Origin of the sequence: Methylobacterium sp. J-092 (genome assembly GCF_022829325.1) — a bacterium.
In the GTDB taxonomy this organism is placed as follows: domain Bacteria; phylum Pseudomonadota; class Alphaproteobacteria; order Rhizobiales; family Beijerinckiaceae; genus Methylobacterium.
In genome coordinates this window covers 1-14,517 of record NZ_JAKSXU010000220.1, presented here as the reverse complement: position 1 = coordinate 14,517, position 14,517 = coordinate 1, and the positions used below count along the sequence as shown (strand labels likewise).

Sequence of the window (14,517 nt, the reverse complement as noted above, 5' to 3'; positions counted from 1 at the left end):
CCTCAGCGCGGCCGGTCGTCGCCCGCGAGGCTGCCGACGCGCTCCGCGGCGAAGCGCTCGCGCAGCCAGGCCGCGGCGGGGCCGCAAGGTCGCTGCTTGTGCCAGACCAGCTCGAGGGCGATCGGCCAGTCGCCCTTGTCGAACTGCAGGTCCGGCGTGACGAGGTCCGGCGCGGTCTGGGAGGCGGCGATGACGTGGTCGGTGACGAAGGCCCAGCCGATCCCGTGCTTGACCATTTCCAGGATCACCCAGTGGCTCTCGACCCACCAGACCTCGGCGGCCACGCGAAGGCGGCGCTTCTCCGGCCCGTCGCCGCGCGCGGCGACGAGGATCTGGCGGTGGCGCTTCAGCTCCTCCCAAGCGACCCGCGCCTTCGCCAGCGGGTGATCACGCCCGCAGACGAGCTTGAGCGGCACCCAGCCGATGGTCTGGAAGCCGAGTTCCGTCGGCAAGACCTCCTGGCGCCACATCACCCCGAGGTCGGCGGCGCCGGACTGCACCATGCGGCTGACGTCCTCCATCAGCGGGAAGAGCAGCTCCAGTTCCACCGACGGGAAGTGCCGGGCGAAGTCGGCGAAGAGCGCGCCGAGCGCGTGCTCGGGATAGAGCTCGTCGATGGCGACCACGAGCCGGTTCTCCACCCCCTGCTCGAGGCTGCTCGCGACGCCGATCAGGTGCTCCCGCCGGTCGAGCACCACCCGCGCCTCCAGCAGCAGCCGTTCCCCCGCCGGCGTGAGCACCGGGTTCCGGCCCGCCCGGCTGAACAAGGGCAGGCCGAGATCCGTTTCGAGGTTCGCCACCTGCGTGCTGACCGCCGACTGCGCCTTCCGCAGCACGCGGGCGGCGCCGGAGAAGGACCCGGCCTCGGCCGCCGCCACGAAGGCCTGAAGCTGATCGAGCGAGACCGCCATCCATCGGCTTCCGAGATACGTACCAACTTGCTGGGTCGGATATCGCAGATAGAACGCGGCCGACCAACGAGGTTTTTTCGGGCCAGACCATGCGAACCACCCGCGACCGCATCCGCCACGCCATCCTGTTCGAGGTGATCGGGCTCGCGCTCATCATCCCGCTCGGGACCCTGCTGTTCGGGCTGCACGCCGCCGACATGGGCGTGATCGGCGTCGGAAGCGCGCTGGTCGCGATGGCGTGGAACTACGCCTACAACCTCGGCTTCGACCGCGCGATGCAGCGGCTGGTCGGGCATACGCGCAAGAGCCTCCCCCTGCGGGTGGCGCACGCCGTGCTGTTCGAGGCCGGGCTGCTCGTGATCCTGCTGCCGCCGATCGCCTGGTATCTCGGCATCGGCCTCGTCGAGGCCCTGGTGATGGATCTTGCGATCGCGGGCTTCTACGTGGCCTACGCCTTCCTGTTCAATCTGGCCTACGACCGGACGTTTCCGCTGCAGAGCTGGGCCGACGCCGCGGCGGAGCCCTCGGCTTGAGCCGCGGCGACGCTACGCGACCACGAGGGTCAGGGCGCGGTCGGCCGGGCCGAGCTCGACCCGCCGGCCCCAGTCGAAGGCGATGAAGTCCTGCTCGATCCCGTCGGCGAAGACTACGCCGCCCTCGTTCATCCGCGAGGTCACCGCCAGCGCCGTGCCTTTCAGCTTGCCCGCCCGGACGGCGGTGCCGGTGGCGACGCTCGGGAACGGCTCGCGCACCCAGTAGCCGACCGCCGCCTCCTCGGTCCCGATACCGACCGTGAGGTGCGTCGCCTCCCCGATCGAGCGGGCCCAGCCAGTCAGGCCGGTCCCCGAGGCGACGATGAGACCGCTCGACGATTGGTCCTCGGCCATGCCCGCCGCCTCGATCCTGTAGCGCGCCGATTGATGGCTGCGATGGCCGACGAAGATCTCGTTGAGCGCCAGCAGCCGCTCGCCGGTGTCGAGCACGCCCTGAACCATTGTGCGGCGCTCCACCGAGGCCGCCCCGGCGACGCTCGCCGGGAGCAGCGCGGGCAGGCGCCCGACCGCGATCCGCGCCAAGGCGCCGTCGTAGAGGTCCGGGTCCGGGTTGACGCCGATCACCGGCTGATCGCGCAGGTACTTCGCCACGTTGGCGACGAGCCCGTCCTGGCCCACCGTCACGACGACGTCCTCGGGGGCGAACAGGAAGCGATCGAGGTCGACGCGCCGGGTCAGCGCCTGCCGCCAGTCCCCCGGCACCGCCGCCCGCGCCTGCCCGAGCACGGCGTGAAACCGGAGGTGGCGCGCCTCGACCTCGGCCAGGCTCTGGCCGCGGCTCTCCAGGAAGAAGCGGGCCTGCCCGCGGGTGGCGTGGCGGGCGAGCAGGGCCTCGTAATCGGTGTCGCGGATGACGAACACCGCCCGCGGGGTGATCACCGGCATGGCACGACGCCTAGCGCGAGGCGGCCGCGAGCGGCGGCACCGGCCTGCGGAACTCGCCCAAGGCGGCGGCCAGCAGGTCGGGCGTCACGTTGACGTGCTCGATCGTCTCGAGCTTGCCTGCGAGTTCGCGCGCGGCCAGCCCGAGCAGCACGGCCGGCGGGAGATCGCGATAGATCGCGGCGCGGCGCTGCTCGGCCTCCGCCCGGGCGCCTTCCACGAGGCGGATGCGCTCGGCCTCGGCCGCCGCTTCCAGCCCCTGCGCCTCGGCGAGGCCGGCGGCACGGTCGCGGGCGTTCTCCGCCTCCCGCGCGATGAGCAGCGCCTCGCGCCGGGCCAGTTCCGTTCGCGTCTCGAGTTCGTTCTCCGCGATGGCCCGCTCCTTCTCGACCGCGAGGGCGCGTCGCGCGAAGGTCGCCGCGTCCGCCTTCTGCTGAAGGGATTCGAAGGTCGGCGTCTGAAGCGCGCGCTCCAGCTCGCTCGACGGCGCCAGGTTGGTGAGCCGCACCGAGACCACCGCGATGCCGATCTCCGCCAGGGCCGGCGCCGCCTCCAGGACCGATTGGAGGGCGACGCGCAGGGGCTCGGGGCCGGCATCGAGGAGGGCGCCGACCGGGTTCCCGCCGATCGCCTGCAGGACCGCTTGGCCGGCGATGCCGCCGAGACGCGCCTCGATGCGCTCGATCGGCTCGCCCTGAGGCCTGCCGGTGCGCAGCCCGAGCGAGAAGTCGACCCGGCTCGCCAGCAGTTCCGGGTCGACCACGCGCCAGCCGATCGTCCCCTGCACCACGATGGTCTGGAAGTCCCGGCTGCGGCCGCGCACGAACAGCGTCATCTCGCGGTCGTCCATCGGCACCTCGCTGATGCTCGCGGTCTCCGGCCGGAACCAGAAGACGAGGCCGCGCCCGCTCTGCCGGATGCGACCGTTGCGGTAGCGGATGACGTGGCTGCTCGCCTCGCTCTTCAGCTGCGCGACCGGACCGATGTTGCGGATCGTAGCCATGGGACCCTCCTCGTGGGGGCGGAGCCGCAGATCAGAGCGGCTTCCGGTAGCGATAGAGTTCGGCGGGACGGAACGAGGTGCCGGTCTCCCGGGCACCCGTCGGCACGAGCCAGCCCCGATCGAGCATCCGGCGGCGGAAGGCCGGCTTGTTCAGGGTCGTGCCGAGGATCGCCTCGTGCACGTCCTGCAGCTGCCGCAGGGTGAAGGTTTCCGGCAGCAGCGCGAAGCCGACGTCGGAATAATCGAGCTTCCCCCGCAGCCGCAGGATCGCCAGAGCCAAAATGTCGGCGTGGTCGAAGGCGAGCGGCAGAGGCGTGCGCGCCGCCCGATCCCGCGCGGCGAAGACCGCGACGGGGCGGCCCGCCTCGCTCTCCCCGGGCACCGCCATCCGGGCTGCCGACAACCCGGCGTCGCCCATCAGCACCTGCGTGAACAGCGCCTCGGGCAGGAGGGCGAGGTAGGCGACCGAGACGATGCGCATGCGCGGGTCCCGGTCGACGGCGCCGAAGGTGTAGAGCTGCTCGAGATGCGTCCGGGCGGCCTCGTTCGCGCCGAAGCCGGCCTTCTCACGCAGGATGCGCCCGGCCGCCGCGTCGAGCGGCTCGTCGATCGCGACGAAGCTGCCGGGCAGCGCCCACCGGCCGGCATGCGGGTGCTGCGAGCGCTCGATCAGGAGCACGGCCGGGCGGCCCTCGCTCAGCCCCAGCAGGACGAGATCCACGGTGAGCGCCGGCCGCGCGAACGCGGCGGGATCGTACGCCTCCAGGAATTCGGTCTCGCTCACGGCAGCACCATATATCCGTTATGCATCTAACTAATATCCAGGATAGATATATGTCAAGCGCGGGGGGGGTGATTCGCCGTCCTCGCCGGCCGAATTGCCCGTGCGGCAAGGGCGGCTTCGGCGTGCGGCGCGTCGCGTACGGCTGCGGAAAGCAAAATTTGATCGCAACCGCTGGTTTCGCGTTGATGACGCTGAACGGCAGCGTCTTCGGCGTTTGCCTCCCGGAACCACCGAGAGACGTGTCATGATGTTCACCCGATCCGCCTGCGCCCGGACCCTGATGGCTTCGACCGTCATCGTGGTGGGGTGGACGAGCACCGCCTCGGCGGACTGCCTGAGGCGGGTCTACAATCGCTCCGCCGCCGTGCTGGTCGCCAGCCAGGATGGTGGGCCCGCCTTCGTCGTGAAGCCGGGGCGTTTCGCCACCGTGCGGCTGTCGCAGCCGGGGCACGTCGATCTGACGGCCTACTGTGCACCGCTCGGCCGCCTCGGGCAGCCGGTCGCGGGCGGGCGGGAAGCCGCGAAGATCCACCTCGAATACGAGGCGGTCCTCGACCGTTGCTACATGAAGTTCGGCGACGGCTTCTTCCAGCCGGATCTCGGCCCCGGTTTCGTCGGCACGAAGGACACGGCGCCCTTCACCGTCAACAACCCGAACCAGGGCGATATCGTCCTCGGGCCGTTCAACGCGGAATGCACGGGACAGAACTGAGGACGCAGCGTCCTCGGCTTCGCGGCATTCTCTTCCGGAGCTTGGCTCCGAACACGGCGTGCGTCGACCTCGAGTGGAATATGGATCATGGCGGGCGAACAGGGAGACACCGCGCAGATGTCCGAAGTCCTGCGCCTGATCGGAATCTTGTCCGATGCGGTGCTCGACGCGCAGATCATGAATCGCCCGATTCCGGAGGCGCAGGTCAAGGCACTGAACGATGCGGCGCTCCTGCTGCAGGAGCATCGCATCGCCCTGCCGCCGATGCTGCTTCAGGCGCTGCATGGTCTGGACAGCGCGCCCGGTCTCGATCGAGGGATCAGGGGTCGCGCCGACGATGCGGCGACGGAGATCGTTCGCGAAGCGGAGGAGCAGGACGAGACAAGAGGTCTTGCCCGATTCCTGCGGCCGTTTCGGAACTATCGTTCGTAGGCCGGCTTCTCTCGGCATATCTCCGGAGGAAACATGACCAAGTTCACGACCCTTTCTGGCGCTGCCGCCATCCTGATGCTCACGGCCGGCGCGTCCGTCGCAGCCCCCTGTGCGGTGGGCACGACCACCAACAACCAGGGCACGTCGTCTTCGGCCGACAAGAGCTCGATGGCCGACGGGACCTCGACGGCGAAGACGACCCCCGGCGCCAAGGCTGAGACCCCCGGAACGGTCGGTGCCCTGAACAACGTCGGTGCCGGCACCAAGCCCGCCGACGGCGAGCAGAAACCGGCCGAGGGCCAAGTGGTGAAGCCGGGCAGCAACGACTGCTGAAGCCCGAAAGCGATCTCAGACGTCCGATCCGATGGCCCTGCAGCATCTGGCCTGCAGGGCCATTTTCATGCGTCGACTTCCCGTTCCTCAGTCAAATCCGAGATCGACCCAACCCTCGACCCGCGGCGTGGAGAGGGTCTGCGGGTTCGCGAAGCCGATGCTTCATGAGCAGGTCATGGTGGACGGGTATGCGTTCCGGCGCCTGCCGTGCGATCGACGGGGAGCTTCTGAGATCGGCTTCGTTCGGGACGGACAGATCGCCGCGCGGCAGCCGTTCTCGCTGCACCGCAGCACTGCGAGCCCCATCTATGGTGCAACGCAAGCGCTGACAGCTACACCGTCGGTGTCCCCGAACCGGAGATCCGCCATGTCGAACCTCGAACACCGCGCCGCCGCCCGGATCACCTCCGCCGATCTGAAGGCACTGCCGCTCGTCCCCGAGCACATCCGCGCCCAGTACGGGGACGCTCTCACCCGCATTCCGCACGTTCGCGTCGTCGCCCGCAGGGTCGAAGCCAGCACCGCCTTGCCGTCCGTCGGATCGTTCTTCGGTTGACGTCTCGCCTTCGGGCTCGGCCGCATCGACGATAACGCCGCGAGGATCGGTGAGGTCCGATCCACTTCCGTTCCTGCTCCTGCGGATCCGCCGAGCCGTCGATACGGTGGCGACCGAAGTTCGGAATCGGCGTGAGTTCGGTTTCTTCATGATCGCGCGCCTCACGAGCTGGCACGTCGAGGCCGGAGAGGAGCCCAGGGCGTAAGACGAGCCGGTGCTGGACGATCTTTCCGCATCGTCGGCGTCGCCCGGAGGTGCACGATGTCGTTTTCGCAACGGTCTCCGTCTTCGTGAGCCAGGAAGGCCGCCACGCCCGTGATCGTGGCGAGCCGATCGGCGCCGCCCCCTACCCGGAGGGCTCCGACGAGCACGCGACCTGGGAGCGCGGCTGAAAGGTTCCGGATTGCGAGATCCGCGACACGATCGCCAACCGCGATCCGGCTCTGACGGCCGAAGCGTCGAGCGACCTAGCCGGCGCGCCTGGCGCTCCACCGTCCGCTGCAACCGACGATGCCGCCGGTGGTGCGCCAGGTTCCGCTGCCGCTGCCCGCGGCGTCGAGGGTTCCCGCGATCGGCACCCGGTTCGCGCCCTTGACGATCGTGGCCTGCACGGTTCCGCCCTGCGAGACGCCGCCGTCGACGTCGATCTCGTCGCCTGGGATCGAAGCGTCGCTGTCCTTGATCTGAACCTGATAGCGCGTGCTCGCCGGGCACGGCCCTTCCTCGGTCACGGCCGTGATAGTCCATGAGCCGTCGAACCGATCGGGGACCCGGACCTTCTTCCGCGCGGCTTCGGCCGGAACGAGCAGGGCTGCGAGCACGCAGCCGGCGAGAACGGTGACGGAGATGCGAGACATGAGCCGCTTTTCGCGTGAGGGCGGCCGAGGGAAGGCCGGAAACCAGGGATACGGCGGAGCCGGCCGAAGGGTTTCCGCGCTCGTCATCCGTGCTCGCCATCTCTCGACGAGCCGGCAACCACGGCGTTAGGGCCGCGGACCTTTTCGGCGCTTGGGCGGGTTGATCCCCCGCCGCACCTGTCAGCGGTGTGGAGTGTCCCGTGTACAATCCCTTCTTCTCGTCGATGATGCTCGCCTTCGAATCCCAGAAGGTGATCGAGCTGCGCCTCGTGCGGCTAGCCTGGGGCGGCCGCGAGGGCATGGCCGAGATGCACTCGATGGTGGCCGAGAAGATCCAGGCGAGCATCGAGGCCGCCGGCACCCTGATGATGGGCGGCTCGCCCGAAGTCGTCGTCGCGCGATACCGCGAGCACGTCGCCGAGAACACGAAGCGGCTGTCGGCCGTTTAGCCGTCCGCCTGCCCGCGCCAACGCGCGGACACCCGGTCGGCGATCGCCTCGACCGACGGGCAGGCATTGGGACGGTCGGCGAGGATCGCCGCCCAGGGGATCGAGGGCTGCGCGTCGTCCTCGGGTCTCTGAGCGAGGGCCGCGCCGCCGTGCTCCTCGATGATCGGGAGGCCTTCAGCGCCGTCGCCGGCGTAGCCGCGGAGCACGATGCCGACGGCGTGCTTGCCGTGGCTTTCGGCTGCCGCGATGAACAACGGGTCCGCGGTCGAGCCGAATTCAGTACTCGGGACCGGGCGTGCGCCGACGACTTGCCGAAGCGGAGCGAGACCGCCCGTCGAGGCGGCGATGATGCCGACCGAGCCCATCGCGTCGAGCCTGCATCAACCCAGCATTGCGCGATTTAACTTATGATGGAGTGAAAGCGCGTCGCCTTCGCTATGCGGCTCGTAGGCGCCCCGATCGCCAGCCATGGCTTGCCGATCGGGGTGCCTGCCTCCCGTCCATCGGAGACGACGTTGCCACGCTACTTTTTCGACATCGCGGACGGCGACCTTCGGATCGACGAGACCGGAACCGAATGCGCCGACCTCGACGCGGTTCGAAGTGCCGCCATGCAGATCCTTCCCGAGATCGCACGGTTCGAGACCGGGAACGGCGACCGGCACACCTTCACCGTGATCGCCAGGGATGCGGACCGGCATCCGGTGTTCACGACGACGTTGAGCCTGACCGGCCTCTGGTTGGTCGATCGGTGAGCGACGCCCCCGACCCGGGCCTCCCATCGGTCGCCCCAGCGTCATGGCTGATCCGCAAGCTGAAGAGCACGGCGCAGATCTCGGCTCGGGATCGCGCCGACATCGAGAACCTGTCGTTCACGGTGCGAACCTTCGGCGGACGCACCAGCATCGTCCACGAAGGCGACGTGCCCAAGCAGTGCTGCCTGGTGATGGACGGATGGGCGTATCGCTGCCGCAGCCTCGCCAACGGACAGCGCCAGATCTTCGCCTTCTACGTGCCCGGCGACATCCCGGACATCGAGAGCCTGCACCTGCACGTGATGGACCAGGGGCTCGTGGCGATCGCCCAGACCACGGTCGCCTTCGTCGCGCACAGCGACATGCGCGCGCTGATCGAGCGGAACACCTCCCTCGCGATGGCCCTGTGGCGCGATACGCTGATCGATGCCACGCGCTGCCGCGAGCGGGTGATCAGCCTCGGCCGGCGCCAGGCGGTCGGCCGGATGGCGCACCTGTTCTGCGAGATGTACATCCGGCTCAGGACGGTCGGCGTAGCGGACGACTTCCGGTACGTGCTGCCGCTGACCCAGGCCGAACTCGCCGACGCTTTGGGCCTGTCTTCCGTGCACGCGAACCGCTCGTTGCAGGAACTCAGGAAGCTCGGCTTCGTGACGCTTCACCGTCGCGAGCTGATCATCCACGACTGGGACGGCCTCGAGACGGTCGCCGAGTTCGATCCCGCCTACCTTCACATCGTCTGACTGCACATCGTCTGATCGGTCGGACGCCGGCACGCCGGAGCGGTCGCCGTCGCGCGTCGGAGAGGCGCGTCCGAAACTTGGCCCGAGAGGATGGCGCACGACGATGCCGGCAATGCCGTCACGGGGGGCGGCAAGCTGAGACTGAAGACGGCACGCAGACGATGTGAAAGGCGAAGCATCGTCGGCCACGATGCAGGGTCCGGCAAGCAAAAGACGGCGGGACGCCGCGGCTTTAACAAAGCGTTCACCACCACACGGGACACCTAGGACAACTCACGATTGTGGTCGGTCCATGTATCTGCCGTTGATCGCCGCACTGATCATGCCCTGCGCCCTGATGGTCGCCGTGGCCTCTGTCGCCAGCCGCGGCGATCCCGACGATCGCTGGACCCGTTCGCCTCACCGGATCCGCCGGCTCCTGAGCTTTTAGGGCGACCTTGCGGCCTTCCGCCGACGCGACGCCGTCCGCTTAAGGTGTCCTGCCGCTCTCGACCGAACCGACGGCACGTTCACCACTTGTTAACCATTACAATCGAAAGTTGCGTCAGTAGATCGACGAGAACGGGTGCCGACGTGATTGGTCTTGCGCAATCCGAGGAACAGGCGGTCGAGCGCCTCACGCTCCGTCTCGTCGAGGACGCCTATTACGACCTCGCGGCGGTGGTACAGGGGGCGCAGCCGCAGGCGGCCGCCGCCTTGCTGGCCGTGATGGAGCAGCGCGTCACCGACGTCCTCACGGGGGTCTGCCGCACCCGCGCCGAAGGCGAACGCTCGGACGCCATCGCTCTGGCGGTCGGCGAGCGCGTCGCCGAGATCATGGACCAGGCGCATGGTCGCCGGTCGTCGGCGCGCGCTGCCTAGAGCATTTTCGAGCGAGACGGATGCCGGCTCGCGTGAAGACAATGCCATCTCACAACAAGATGAAGCATCGTCCGTGAACCAGTGATCACGGACGATGCTTCGGGAGATCGAACCATGACCGTCGACCGTAGCGCCACCTTCGAGAAGCGGGCGATCGAGGGCTTTCTCGGCGTCGCCCTGCAGGTCGCCCTGGTGCGGCTCGGAGAGCTGTCGGGAAGCCGCGCCGAAGAGGCACTGGACCATTTCGAGCATTCGCTCGTGCGCGCCCTTCGAACGTTGACCGGCCCGGTAGGGGCGAAACTGTCGACCCAGACCGCGGTCGAGGACACGATCGTCATCCTTCGCAAGACGATCGATGCCGCGAGCCGGAAGGTCGCCGAGGGTCAATCCGCGACGATGACGTCCCCGGCCATCGCAGCGTGACGCTGCCTTCGGGGGGAAGTCCAGCATCGCGCGGGTGCTTGGCTCGATATGCGTCAGAGCAGGCATCCGGACTTGCTGAAGACCGTCGATCGGACCTTGCCTGATCCGACGACCACCGCCGCGGAGACAGGCTTGTCGCTGCAGACGTCGGCTTGAGCTTGTCGTCAGTGCCGAGCGTCGTCGCCTCATGCAGATCTCACCCGCGAGAGAGGGTTGCTATTCCGGCCATCTCTATGTGACGTTGAGCCGACATTACGTTTGCCAACCACGGGTGTGGGTACCCGCGTGCTCGACATCGCCTACGGTGATTGCGATCTCGCCGACGACCGCGGCGGATTCGGATGCTGGCCGGTCTACCCCGAGATCGCCGCGCTCGACGGGGTGCCGGGAAGCGAGCCGTTCCTCAAGGCGGCGACGCCGCGAACCGACCCGGCCCGTACCATGACGCGCTCGACCTTCATCGCGAGGAGCTACGCGGCCTCTGCCCGGCAGGCGCCGGAGAAACCGACGTCCCGCCCCGTCGACGCGTGGCTGACCGATGGCGCGGTGTCCGCGTTCCTTCGGGAGATCGCAGGCACATCGTCGTCGCGAGCCGGGCGTGAAAGGATGCACGCGTCCCGTGCGGCCGGACCGATGCGGCAGGCGGCGACCGCATGACGCGCGCGTGGGAAAAGCTCAAGTCGCTGCTCTCCGGAGCACGGCCGCAGCACCCTGTCGAGCACACCGAGCTTCGGACACGGCACCCGCCGCGGACCGTCGCGGACCGCGTCGAGCCGACGACGGTGGCCGGGAAGCAGGCCGCGCCGACAGACGACGGCATGGCTCTGGTCTACGAGGCCGTCGAGCGGGAACTTCGCGCGGCCGGCCTGAGACCGTGAGGCGTGGCGGCCGGCCCGGTGCAGTCGAGCCGCCGGACGCCTCGGTCGAACAGGGCACGGGTCCGCCCCCGCGGATGCGGAGGCGGACCGTTTTTGGGAAGCCTTAAGCAGCGTCGGCGTCGTCGGCATCGAGGATGCCGTCGAGGTCGCCCACCAGCGCGTCGAGCTGCTCGGACGACGAGCGGATCTTGAACCGCGTCCCGTCCTCAGCCTCAACCGCGATCTCGACGTGGTCGCCGACCTTGGCCGCCAGCGCCTGCTTCAGGATGTACGTCGTCACGTCTGCCTTGTCGGCCATGCCAGCTCCTTCACGTTCGCCGCGGGCAACGCCGCACCGCTCGCTTCGTCGGTGCGGCAGAACCTCGCGGCACCGTGCATGGCGCACGGCCTCCACGGGGCCGGCACGCGATCCGCTCGGCCGTTCGTCACAAGGCCAAGCTATGACATTTCTGCAACCCAGGATTGATCGCAGCCGCGAAACTCAATCGCGCGCAATGCGTATTGGGATGTGCTCGGAACAGCAGCGACGCTGGTCGAGTCGTCTCCAACCTGAAAGCGAATGCCCGAATGACCCCCATCCATGCGCCGAAGCTCGCGACCAGCGGCGACCGATCGATCGGAAGCCGCATCGCGGCGTATCGGACCGCTCAAGGTCTGAGCCAGACCGCGCTCGGGCAGGCTCTCGGGGTCACGTTCCAGCAGGTCCAGAAATACGAGAAAGGACGCAACCGTGTCGGTGCCGCCCGGCTTCAGGCGATCGCGGATTTCCTGGGCGTCCCGGTCTCGACCTTCTTCGACGCTCCGGCAGAGATCGGCGATGGCCGCGAGTCGATTCAGCAGCTGTTGCAGGATTCCGAGGTGATGGACCTGATCAGGACGTTTGCCGGCATCTCCGACAAGGCGACGCGCCAAGGTGTCCTTGCCATCGTCAAATCCGCCGCAACCCTCGACACCGAATTCTCGAAGAGGGTGGATTCAGCGATCGGCGATTGAATGCGCGACCGATGGCGCCGCGCGCGAGGTCAGTCATCGACCGGGGCCGCCTGTGATGCCCTGAAGAGAAAGAGCGGGCTCGGGAGCGACTGAGCGTATCGCGACATTATTGGTAAAATTGTTTTTTCGGGCGTCGAAAAGATAATTTGACGCCGTGATACCGATTTAATGCCGTATGCGCCGATTGCATGGCGAAGTGTTGCGATGGACAGATGAGTGCGTCCGGGGGCGGAATTATAAAAGAAGAACTGGCCTTTGCTCGCATTATGTTGCGTTGCAAAATGCACATGTCGCAACGCACAAATTCTGTGGTTCAATCTCTCGGTCGGTCGGCTCTGCAAGCGACCCAACCGGAGATCCGTCATGCGCTTCACCCACGCCCTCGCCCTCATCGCGTTCGCCTCGGCATCCGTCTCCGCCGGCGCGGCGATGGCCGACGAGTCCTTGAACCTCACCCCGCCGCTCTACCGCGAGCAGGCCCGGACGTCTCAGCAGACGCGTTCCGTCAGCGATATGACCACGACGCCTCAGCCCGTGGCCGCCACGAAGCCGGTCGCGCCGCGCCGCGTCGTCGAGGTGGTCGCCGAGGCCGTGCCCGCTCGCTGAGTCCGCGCTCCCGTGGCGTCACGATCTGCGTTCGGCGGCCCGCCCGCCGGCGCAGCCGATACGGCCGCCGGCGGATCGCGATCGCGGATCGGTGAGCCGAGGCGCGCCGCCGATGACGGTGACGCGCATCGCGACATCCCCGAACGCCGCACGGACGGCGTCTCGATTTCGACCTGAACCACCCTGTCGTGCGCAGCCTGTCTCCTCGTGACGGAGGCCGCACGATGAGCGAGACCGAATCATCGAGCCTTGGGCGATCGGATCTTCTGCAGCGGCAGTCGGATCGACGACGAAATCGCCGATCGTCGCGCCGACCTTCACCTCGCGCACCGAGGCCACGCCGGAAGCGAACCCACCACACGACGTCGGCTCGGGCGTCGACCGGGGGGGAGGTCGTCGATCCGCATCGCCTAAGGTGCCGAGGACGACATCGAGACGGTGCCCGGCCAGCCGCGCTATCCCCGATGCATCATCGCGGACGAACGCACGGCCTTCGCATGGTCACCCGAGAGGTGGCGCGCGTGTGCATCATCATCCCATGTGCGCGGCATCACGGCCCTTCGCCTCGCCGAGCGATGTCGGGGATTCCTCGTCACCGCCGATCCCGCGACCATCAGGGCGGCGGAGGCAGGGTTTTTGAGATTCAGAGGCGTCGGCACCCGGAAGGGTGCGACCAACCGGCAAGGCGCGAACGCGCGACGGACCGAACCAGGTGACCGGGGTCGGTGCCACGTCCTCGGGAGCCGCCAACACCCCGGATGCGGCAGGCGAGGCGATCCCGACGCGGGATGCCGGGGCGAAATGTCCGTGCCGAGCACCGGACCGAAGCCGATGGCACTTTGGAGCTTATCCAGCCTGCCGGAGTTGCCCTGGGCATTCCGCTTCCGACGGACGGCCTTCGGGCGCGTCGTCGCCCCCCCCGCAACAGGTTCGGAGACCATGATGGCACCGCCTGGAGAATTCGACATGAGCCGACGAGACGTGGTCGCCAGCGCGACCGCCGCCGCGGCCCTTTCCACCCTTCCCGCGGGCGCCCGCGCCGATCCCGGGCCCGGCGACCACCCTGTCCTGGCGCGGGTGTGGTTCACGATCAACGGCCAGCAGCGCGAGCTCGAGCTCGACACCCGCACGAGCCTGCTCGATGCGGCGCGCGAGCATCTGCACCTGACCGGTTCGAAGAAGGGCTGCGACCACGGCCAGTGTGGCGCCTGCACGATGATCGTCGACGGGCGGCGCATCAACGCCTGCCTGACGCTCGCCGTGATGCACCAGGGCGCCGAGATCACCACCATCGAGGGGCTGGGCCGGCCCGACAACCTGCACCCGATGCAGGCCGCCTTCGTCCGCCACGACGGCTACCAGTGCGGCTACTGCACGCCCGGCCAGATCTGCTCGGGCGTGGCCGTGCTCGACGAGATCCGGGCCCGCATCCCCAGCCACGTCACCGCCGACCTCACCGCGCCGACCCGGGTCACCGAGGCCGAGATCCGCGAGCGCATGAGCGGCAACCTGTGCCGCTGCGGCGCCTATTCCAACATCGTCGAGGCGATGAGCGAGGTCGCCGGCCTCGAGACCGGCCGGAGGCCAGCATGAACTCGTTCACCTACTATCCCCCGAGACACCCGCCCGAGGCAGCCGTCGCCCGGGCGCGCACGCCCAACGCCAAGTTCATCGCCGGCGGCACCAACCTGCTCGACCTGATGAAGCTGCAGATCGAGACCCCGACCCACCTCGTCGACGTCAACGGGCTCGGGCTCGACCGGATCGAGCCGACCCCGGAGGGCG

Annotated in this window: 25 protein-coding genes; 17 read left to right on the top strand and 8 right to left on the bottom strand. The window is 68.5% G+C overall.

Features of this window, described 5'->3' with window-relative positions; genetic code table 11:
• Positions 1–2 precede the first annotated feature (2 nt).
• The gene (locus MKK60_RS27755) at positions 3–911 is read right to left on the bottom strand and encodes a LysR family transcriptional regulator (RefSeq protein WP_243989258.1); all 909 of its coding nucleotides are present in this window, start codon (positions 909–911) and stop codon (positions 3–5) included.
• Between the two features lie 89 nt (positions 912–1,000).
• On the opposite strand from MKK60_RS27755, the gene MKK60_RS27750 reads away from it, so the two are divergent.
• Positions 1,001–1,444 carry a PACE efflux transporter gene (locus tag MKK60_RS27750; protein WP_147842447.1) on the top strand — a complete coding sequence of 148 codons (444 nt, stop codon included), beginning with the start codon at positions 1,001–1,003 and terminating at the stop codon, positions 1,442–1,444.
• A 12-nt stretch (positions 1,445–1,456) separates the two neighbouring features.
• On the opposite strand, the gene MKK60_RS27745 is transcribed toward MKK60_RS27750, so the two are convergent.
• The 3 genes from MKK60_RS27745 to MKK60_RS27735 are packed head-to-tail and all read right to left on the bottom strand — an operon-like array spanning position 1,457 to position 4,134.
• Positions 1,457–2,350 (bottom strand): hypothetical protein, encoded by an 894-nt coding sequence (locus MKK60_RS27745; protein WP_243989257.1) that lies wholly within the window; start codon positions 2,348–2,350, stop codon positions 1,457–1,459.
• Between the two features lie 10 nt (positions 2,351–2,360).
• Positions 2,361–3,350 (bottom strand): SPFH domain-containing protein, encoded by a 990-nt coding sequence (locus MKK60_RS27740; RefSeq protein ID WP_147726337.1) that lies wholly within the window; start codon positions 3,348–3,350, stop codon positions 2,361–2,363.
• Between the two features lie 31 nt (positions 3,351–3,381).
• Positions 3,382–4,134 carry an NUDIX hydrolase gene (locus tag MKK60_RS27735; RefSeq protein WP_243989255.1) on the bottom strand — a complete coding sequence of 251 codons (753 nt, stop codon included), beginning with the start codon at positions 4,132–4,134 and terminating at the stop codon, positions 3,382–3,384.
• A 244-nt stretch (positions 4,135–4,378) separates the two neighbouring features.
• On the opposite strand from MKK60_RS27735, the gene MKK60_RS27730 reads away from it, so the two are divergent.
• From MKK60_RS27730 to MKK60_RS27715, 4 genes are all read left to right on the top strand, one after another.
• Positions 4,379–4,846 (top strand): hypothetical protein, encoded by a 468-nt coding sequence (locus MKK60_RS27730; RefSeq protein WP_243936555.1) that lies wholly within the window; start codon positions 4,379–4,381, stop codon positions 4,844–4,846.
• An 87-nt stretch (positions 4,847–4,933) separates the two neighbouring features.
• Entirely contained in the window at positions 4,934–5,278 is a 345-nt protein-coding gene (locus tag MKK60_RS27725; RefSeq protein ID WP_147726335.1) for a hypothetical protein, read from the top strand.
• Between the two features lie 33 nt (positions 5,279–5,311).
• A complete protein-coding gene (locus MKK60_RS27720) occupies positions 5,312–5,611 on the top strand; it encodes a hypothetical protein (protein ID WP_147859067.1) in 300 nt (99 codons plus the stop codon).
• A gap of 367 nt (positions 5,612–5,978) precedes the next feature.
• Positions 5,979–6,167: a hypothetical protein gene (locus tag MKK60_RS27715; protein ID WP_243989254.1), complete on the top strand. Its 189-nt coding sequence runs from the start codon at positions 5,979–5,981 to the stop codon at positions 6,165–6,167.
• A 467-nt stretch (positions 6,168–6,634) separates the two neighbouring features.
• Here the strand turns inward: MKK60_RS27715 and MKK60_RS27710 are convergent, their stop codons facing one another.
• Positions 6,635–7,111: a heme utilization protein gene (locus MKK60_RS27710; RefSeq protein ID WP_243989253.1), complete on the bottom strand. Its 477-nt coding sequence runs from the start codon at positions 7,109–7,111 to the stop codon at positions 6,635–6,637.
• Positions 7,112–7,224: 113 nt separating this feature from the next.
• On the opposite strand from MKK60_RS27710, the gene MKK60_RS27705 reads away from it, so the two are divergent.
• Entirely contained in the window at positions 7,225–7,473 is a 249-nt protein-coding gene (locus MKK60_RS27705; protein WP_243989252.1) for a hypothetical protein, read from the top strand.
• Here the strand turns inward: MKK60_RS27705 and MKK60_RS27700 are convergent.
• The gene (locus MKK60_RS27700; protein ID WP_243989251.1) at positions 7,470–7,838 is read right to left on the bottom strand and encodes a chemotaxis protein CheB; all 369 of its coding nucleotides are present in this window, start codon (positions 7,836–7,838) and stop codon (positions 7,470–7,472) included. The two genes, MKK60_RS27705 and MKK60_RS27700, sit on opposite strands and share 4 nt — an antisense overlap.
• A 150-nt stretch (positions 7,839–7,988) precedes the next feature.
• Between MKK60_RS27700 and MKK60_RS27695 the strand changes: the two genes are divergently transcribed.
• The 7 genes from MKK60_RS27695 to MKK60_RS27665 all read left to right on the top strand — a co-directional run bounded on the left by MKK60_RS27695 (position 7,989) and on the right by MKK60_RS27665 (position 11,133).
• Entirely contained in the window at positions 7,989–8,228 is a 240-nt protein-coding gene (locus MKK60_RS27695) for a DUF6894 family protein (RefSeq protein WP_147842438.1), read from the top strand.
• The gene (locus tag MKK60_RS27690; protein ID WP_147842437.1) at positions 8,225–8,971 is read left to right on the top strand and encodes a Crp/Fnr family transcriptional regulator; all 747 of its coding nucleotides are present in this window, start codon (positions 8,225–8,227) and stop codon (positions 8,969–8,971) included. Before MKK60_RS27695 ends, MKK60_RS27690 begins: the two co-directional genes overlap by 4 nt.
• 292 nt (positions 8,972–9,263) lie before the next feature.
• Positions 9,264–9,401, top strand: a complete 138-nt coding sequence (locus MKK60_RS27685; RefSeq protein WP_187274779.1) for a hypothetical protein — start codon at positions 9,264–9,266, stop codon at positions 9,399–9,401.
• Between the two features lie 143 nt (positions 9,402–9,544).
• Entirely contained in the window at positions 9,545–9,832 is a 288-nt protein-coding gene (locus MKK60_RS27680) for a hypothetical protein (protein ID WP_147842436.1), read from the top strand.
• Positions 9,833–9,913: 81 nt separating this feature from the next.
• Positions 9,914–10,255, top strand: a complete 342-nt coding sequence (locus MKK60_RS27675; protein WP_243989250.1) for a hypothetical protein — start codon at positions 9,914–9,916, stop codon at positions 10,253–10,255.
• 285 nt (positions 10,256–10,540) lie between these two features.
• Positions 10,541–10,912 carry a hypothetical protein gene (locus MKK60_RS27670; RefSeq protein ID WP_243989248.1) on the top strand — a complete coding sequence of 124 codons (372 nt, stop codon included), beginning with the start codon at positions 10,541–10,543 and terminating at the stop codon, positions 10,910–10,912.
• The gene (locus MKK60_RS27665) at positions 10,909–11,133 is read left to right on the top strand and encodes a hypothetical protein (protein ID WP_243989247.1); all 225 of its coding nucleotides are present in this window, start codon (positions 10,909–10,911) and stop codon (positions 11,131–11,133) included. The genes MKK60_RS27670 and MKK60_RS27665 overlap by 4 nt, the downstream gene beginning before the upstream one ends.
• Positions 11,134–11,236: 103 nt before the next feature.
• Here MKK60_RS27665 and MKK60_RS27660 read toward each other — a convergent pair whose 3' ends face one another.
• Complete coding sequence (locus MKK60_RS27660; protein ID WP_147841329.1) at positions 11,237–11,431, bottom strand: hypothetical protein; 195 nt, start codon at positions 11,429–11,431, stop codon at positions 11,237–11,239.
• 269 nt (positions 11,432–11,700) lie between these two features.
• Between MKK60_RS27660 and MKK60_RS27655 the strand changes: the two genes are divergently transcribed.
• Both MKK60_RS27655 and MKK60_RS27650 read left to right on the top strand, forming a co-directional pair.
• On the top strand, positions 11,701–12,126 hold the full coding sequence (locus MKK60_RS27655; protein WP_243989245.1) for a helix-turn-helix transcriptional regulator: 426 nt from the start codon (positions 11,701–11,703) through the stop codon (positions 12,124–12,126).
• A gap of 363 nt (positions 12,127–12,489) precedes the next feature.
• Entirely contained in the window at positions 12,490–12,732 is a 243-nt protein-coding gene (locus tag MKK60_RS27650) for a hypothetical protein (RefSeq protein ID WP_147726322.1), read from the top strand.
• An 18-nt stretch (positions 12,733–12,750) separates the two neighbouring features.
• On the opposite strand, the gene MKK60_RS27645 is transcribed toward MKK60_RS27650, so the two are convergent.
• Positions 12,751–13,062 (bottom strand): hypothetical protein, encoded by a 312-nt coding sequence (locus MKK60_RS27645; RefSeq protein WP_243989243.1) that lies wholly within the window; start codon positions 13,060–13,062, stop codon positions 12,751–12,753.
• Positions 13,063–13,698: 636 nt separating this feature from the next.
• Between MKK60_RS27645 and paoA the strand changes: the two genes are divergently transcribed.
• Together paoA and MKK60_RS27635 are read left to right on the top strand one after the other, a co-directional pair.
• The gene (paoA, locus tag MKK60_RS27640; RefSeq protein ID WP_409567463.1) at positions 13,699–14,325 is read left to right on the top strand and encodes an aldehyde dehydrogenase iron-sulfur subunit PaoA; all 627 of its coding nucleotides are present in this window, start codon (positions 13,699–13,701) and stop codon (positions 14,323–14,325) included.
• The coding region (locus MKK60_RS27635; RefSeq protein WP_243989241.1) for an FAD binding domain-containing protein at positions 14,322–14,517 on the top strand (196 nt) is incomplete at its 3' end. The genes paoA and MKK60_RS27635, both read left to right, overlap by 4 nt.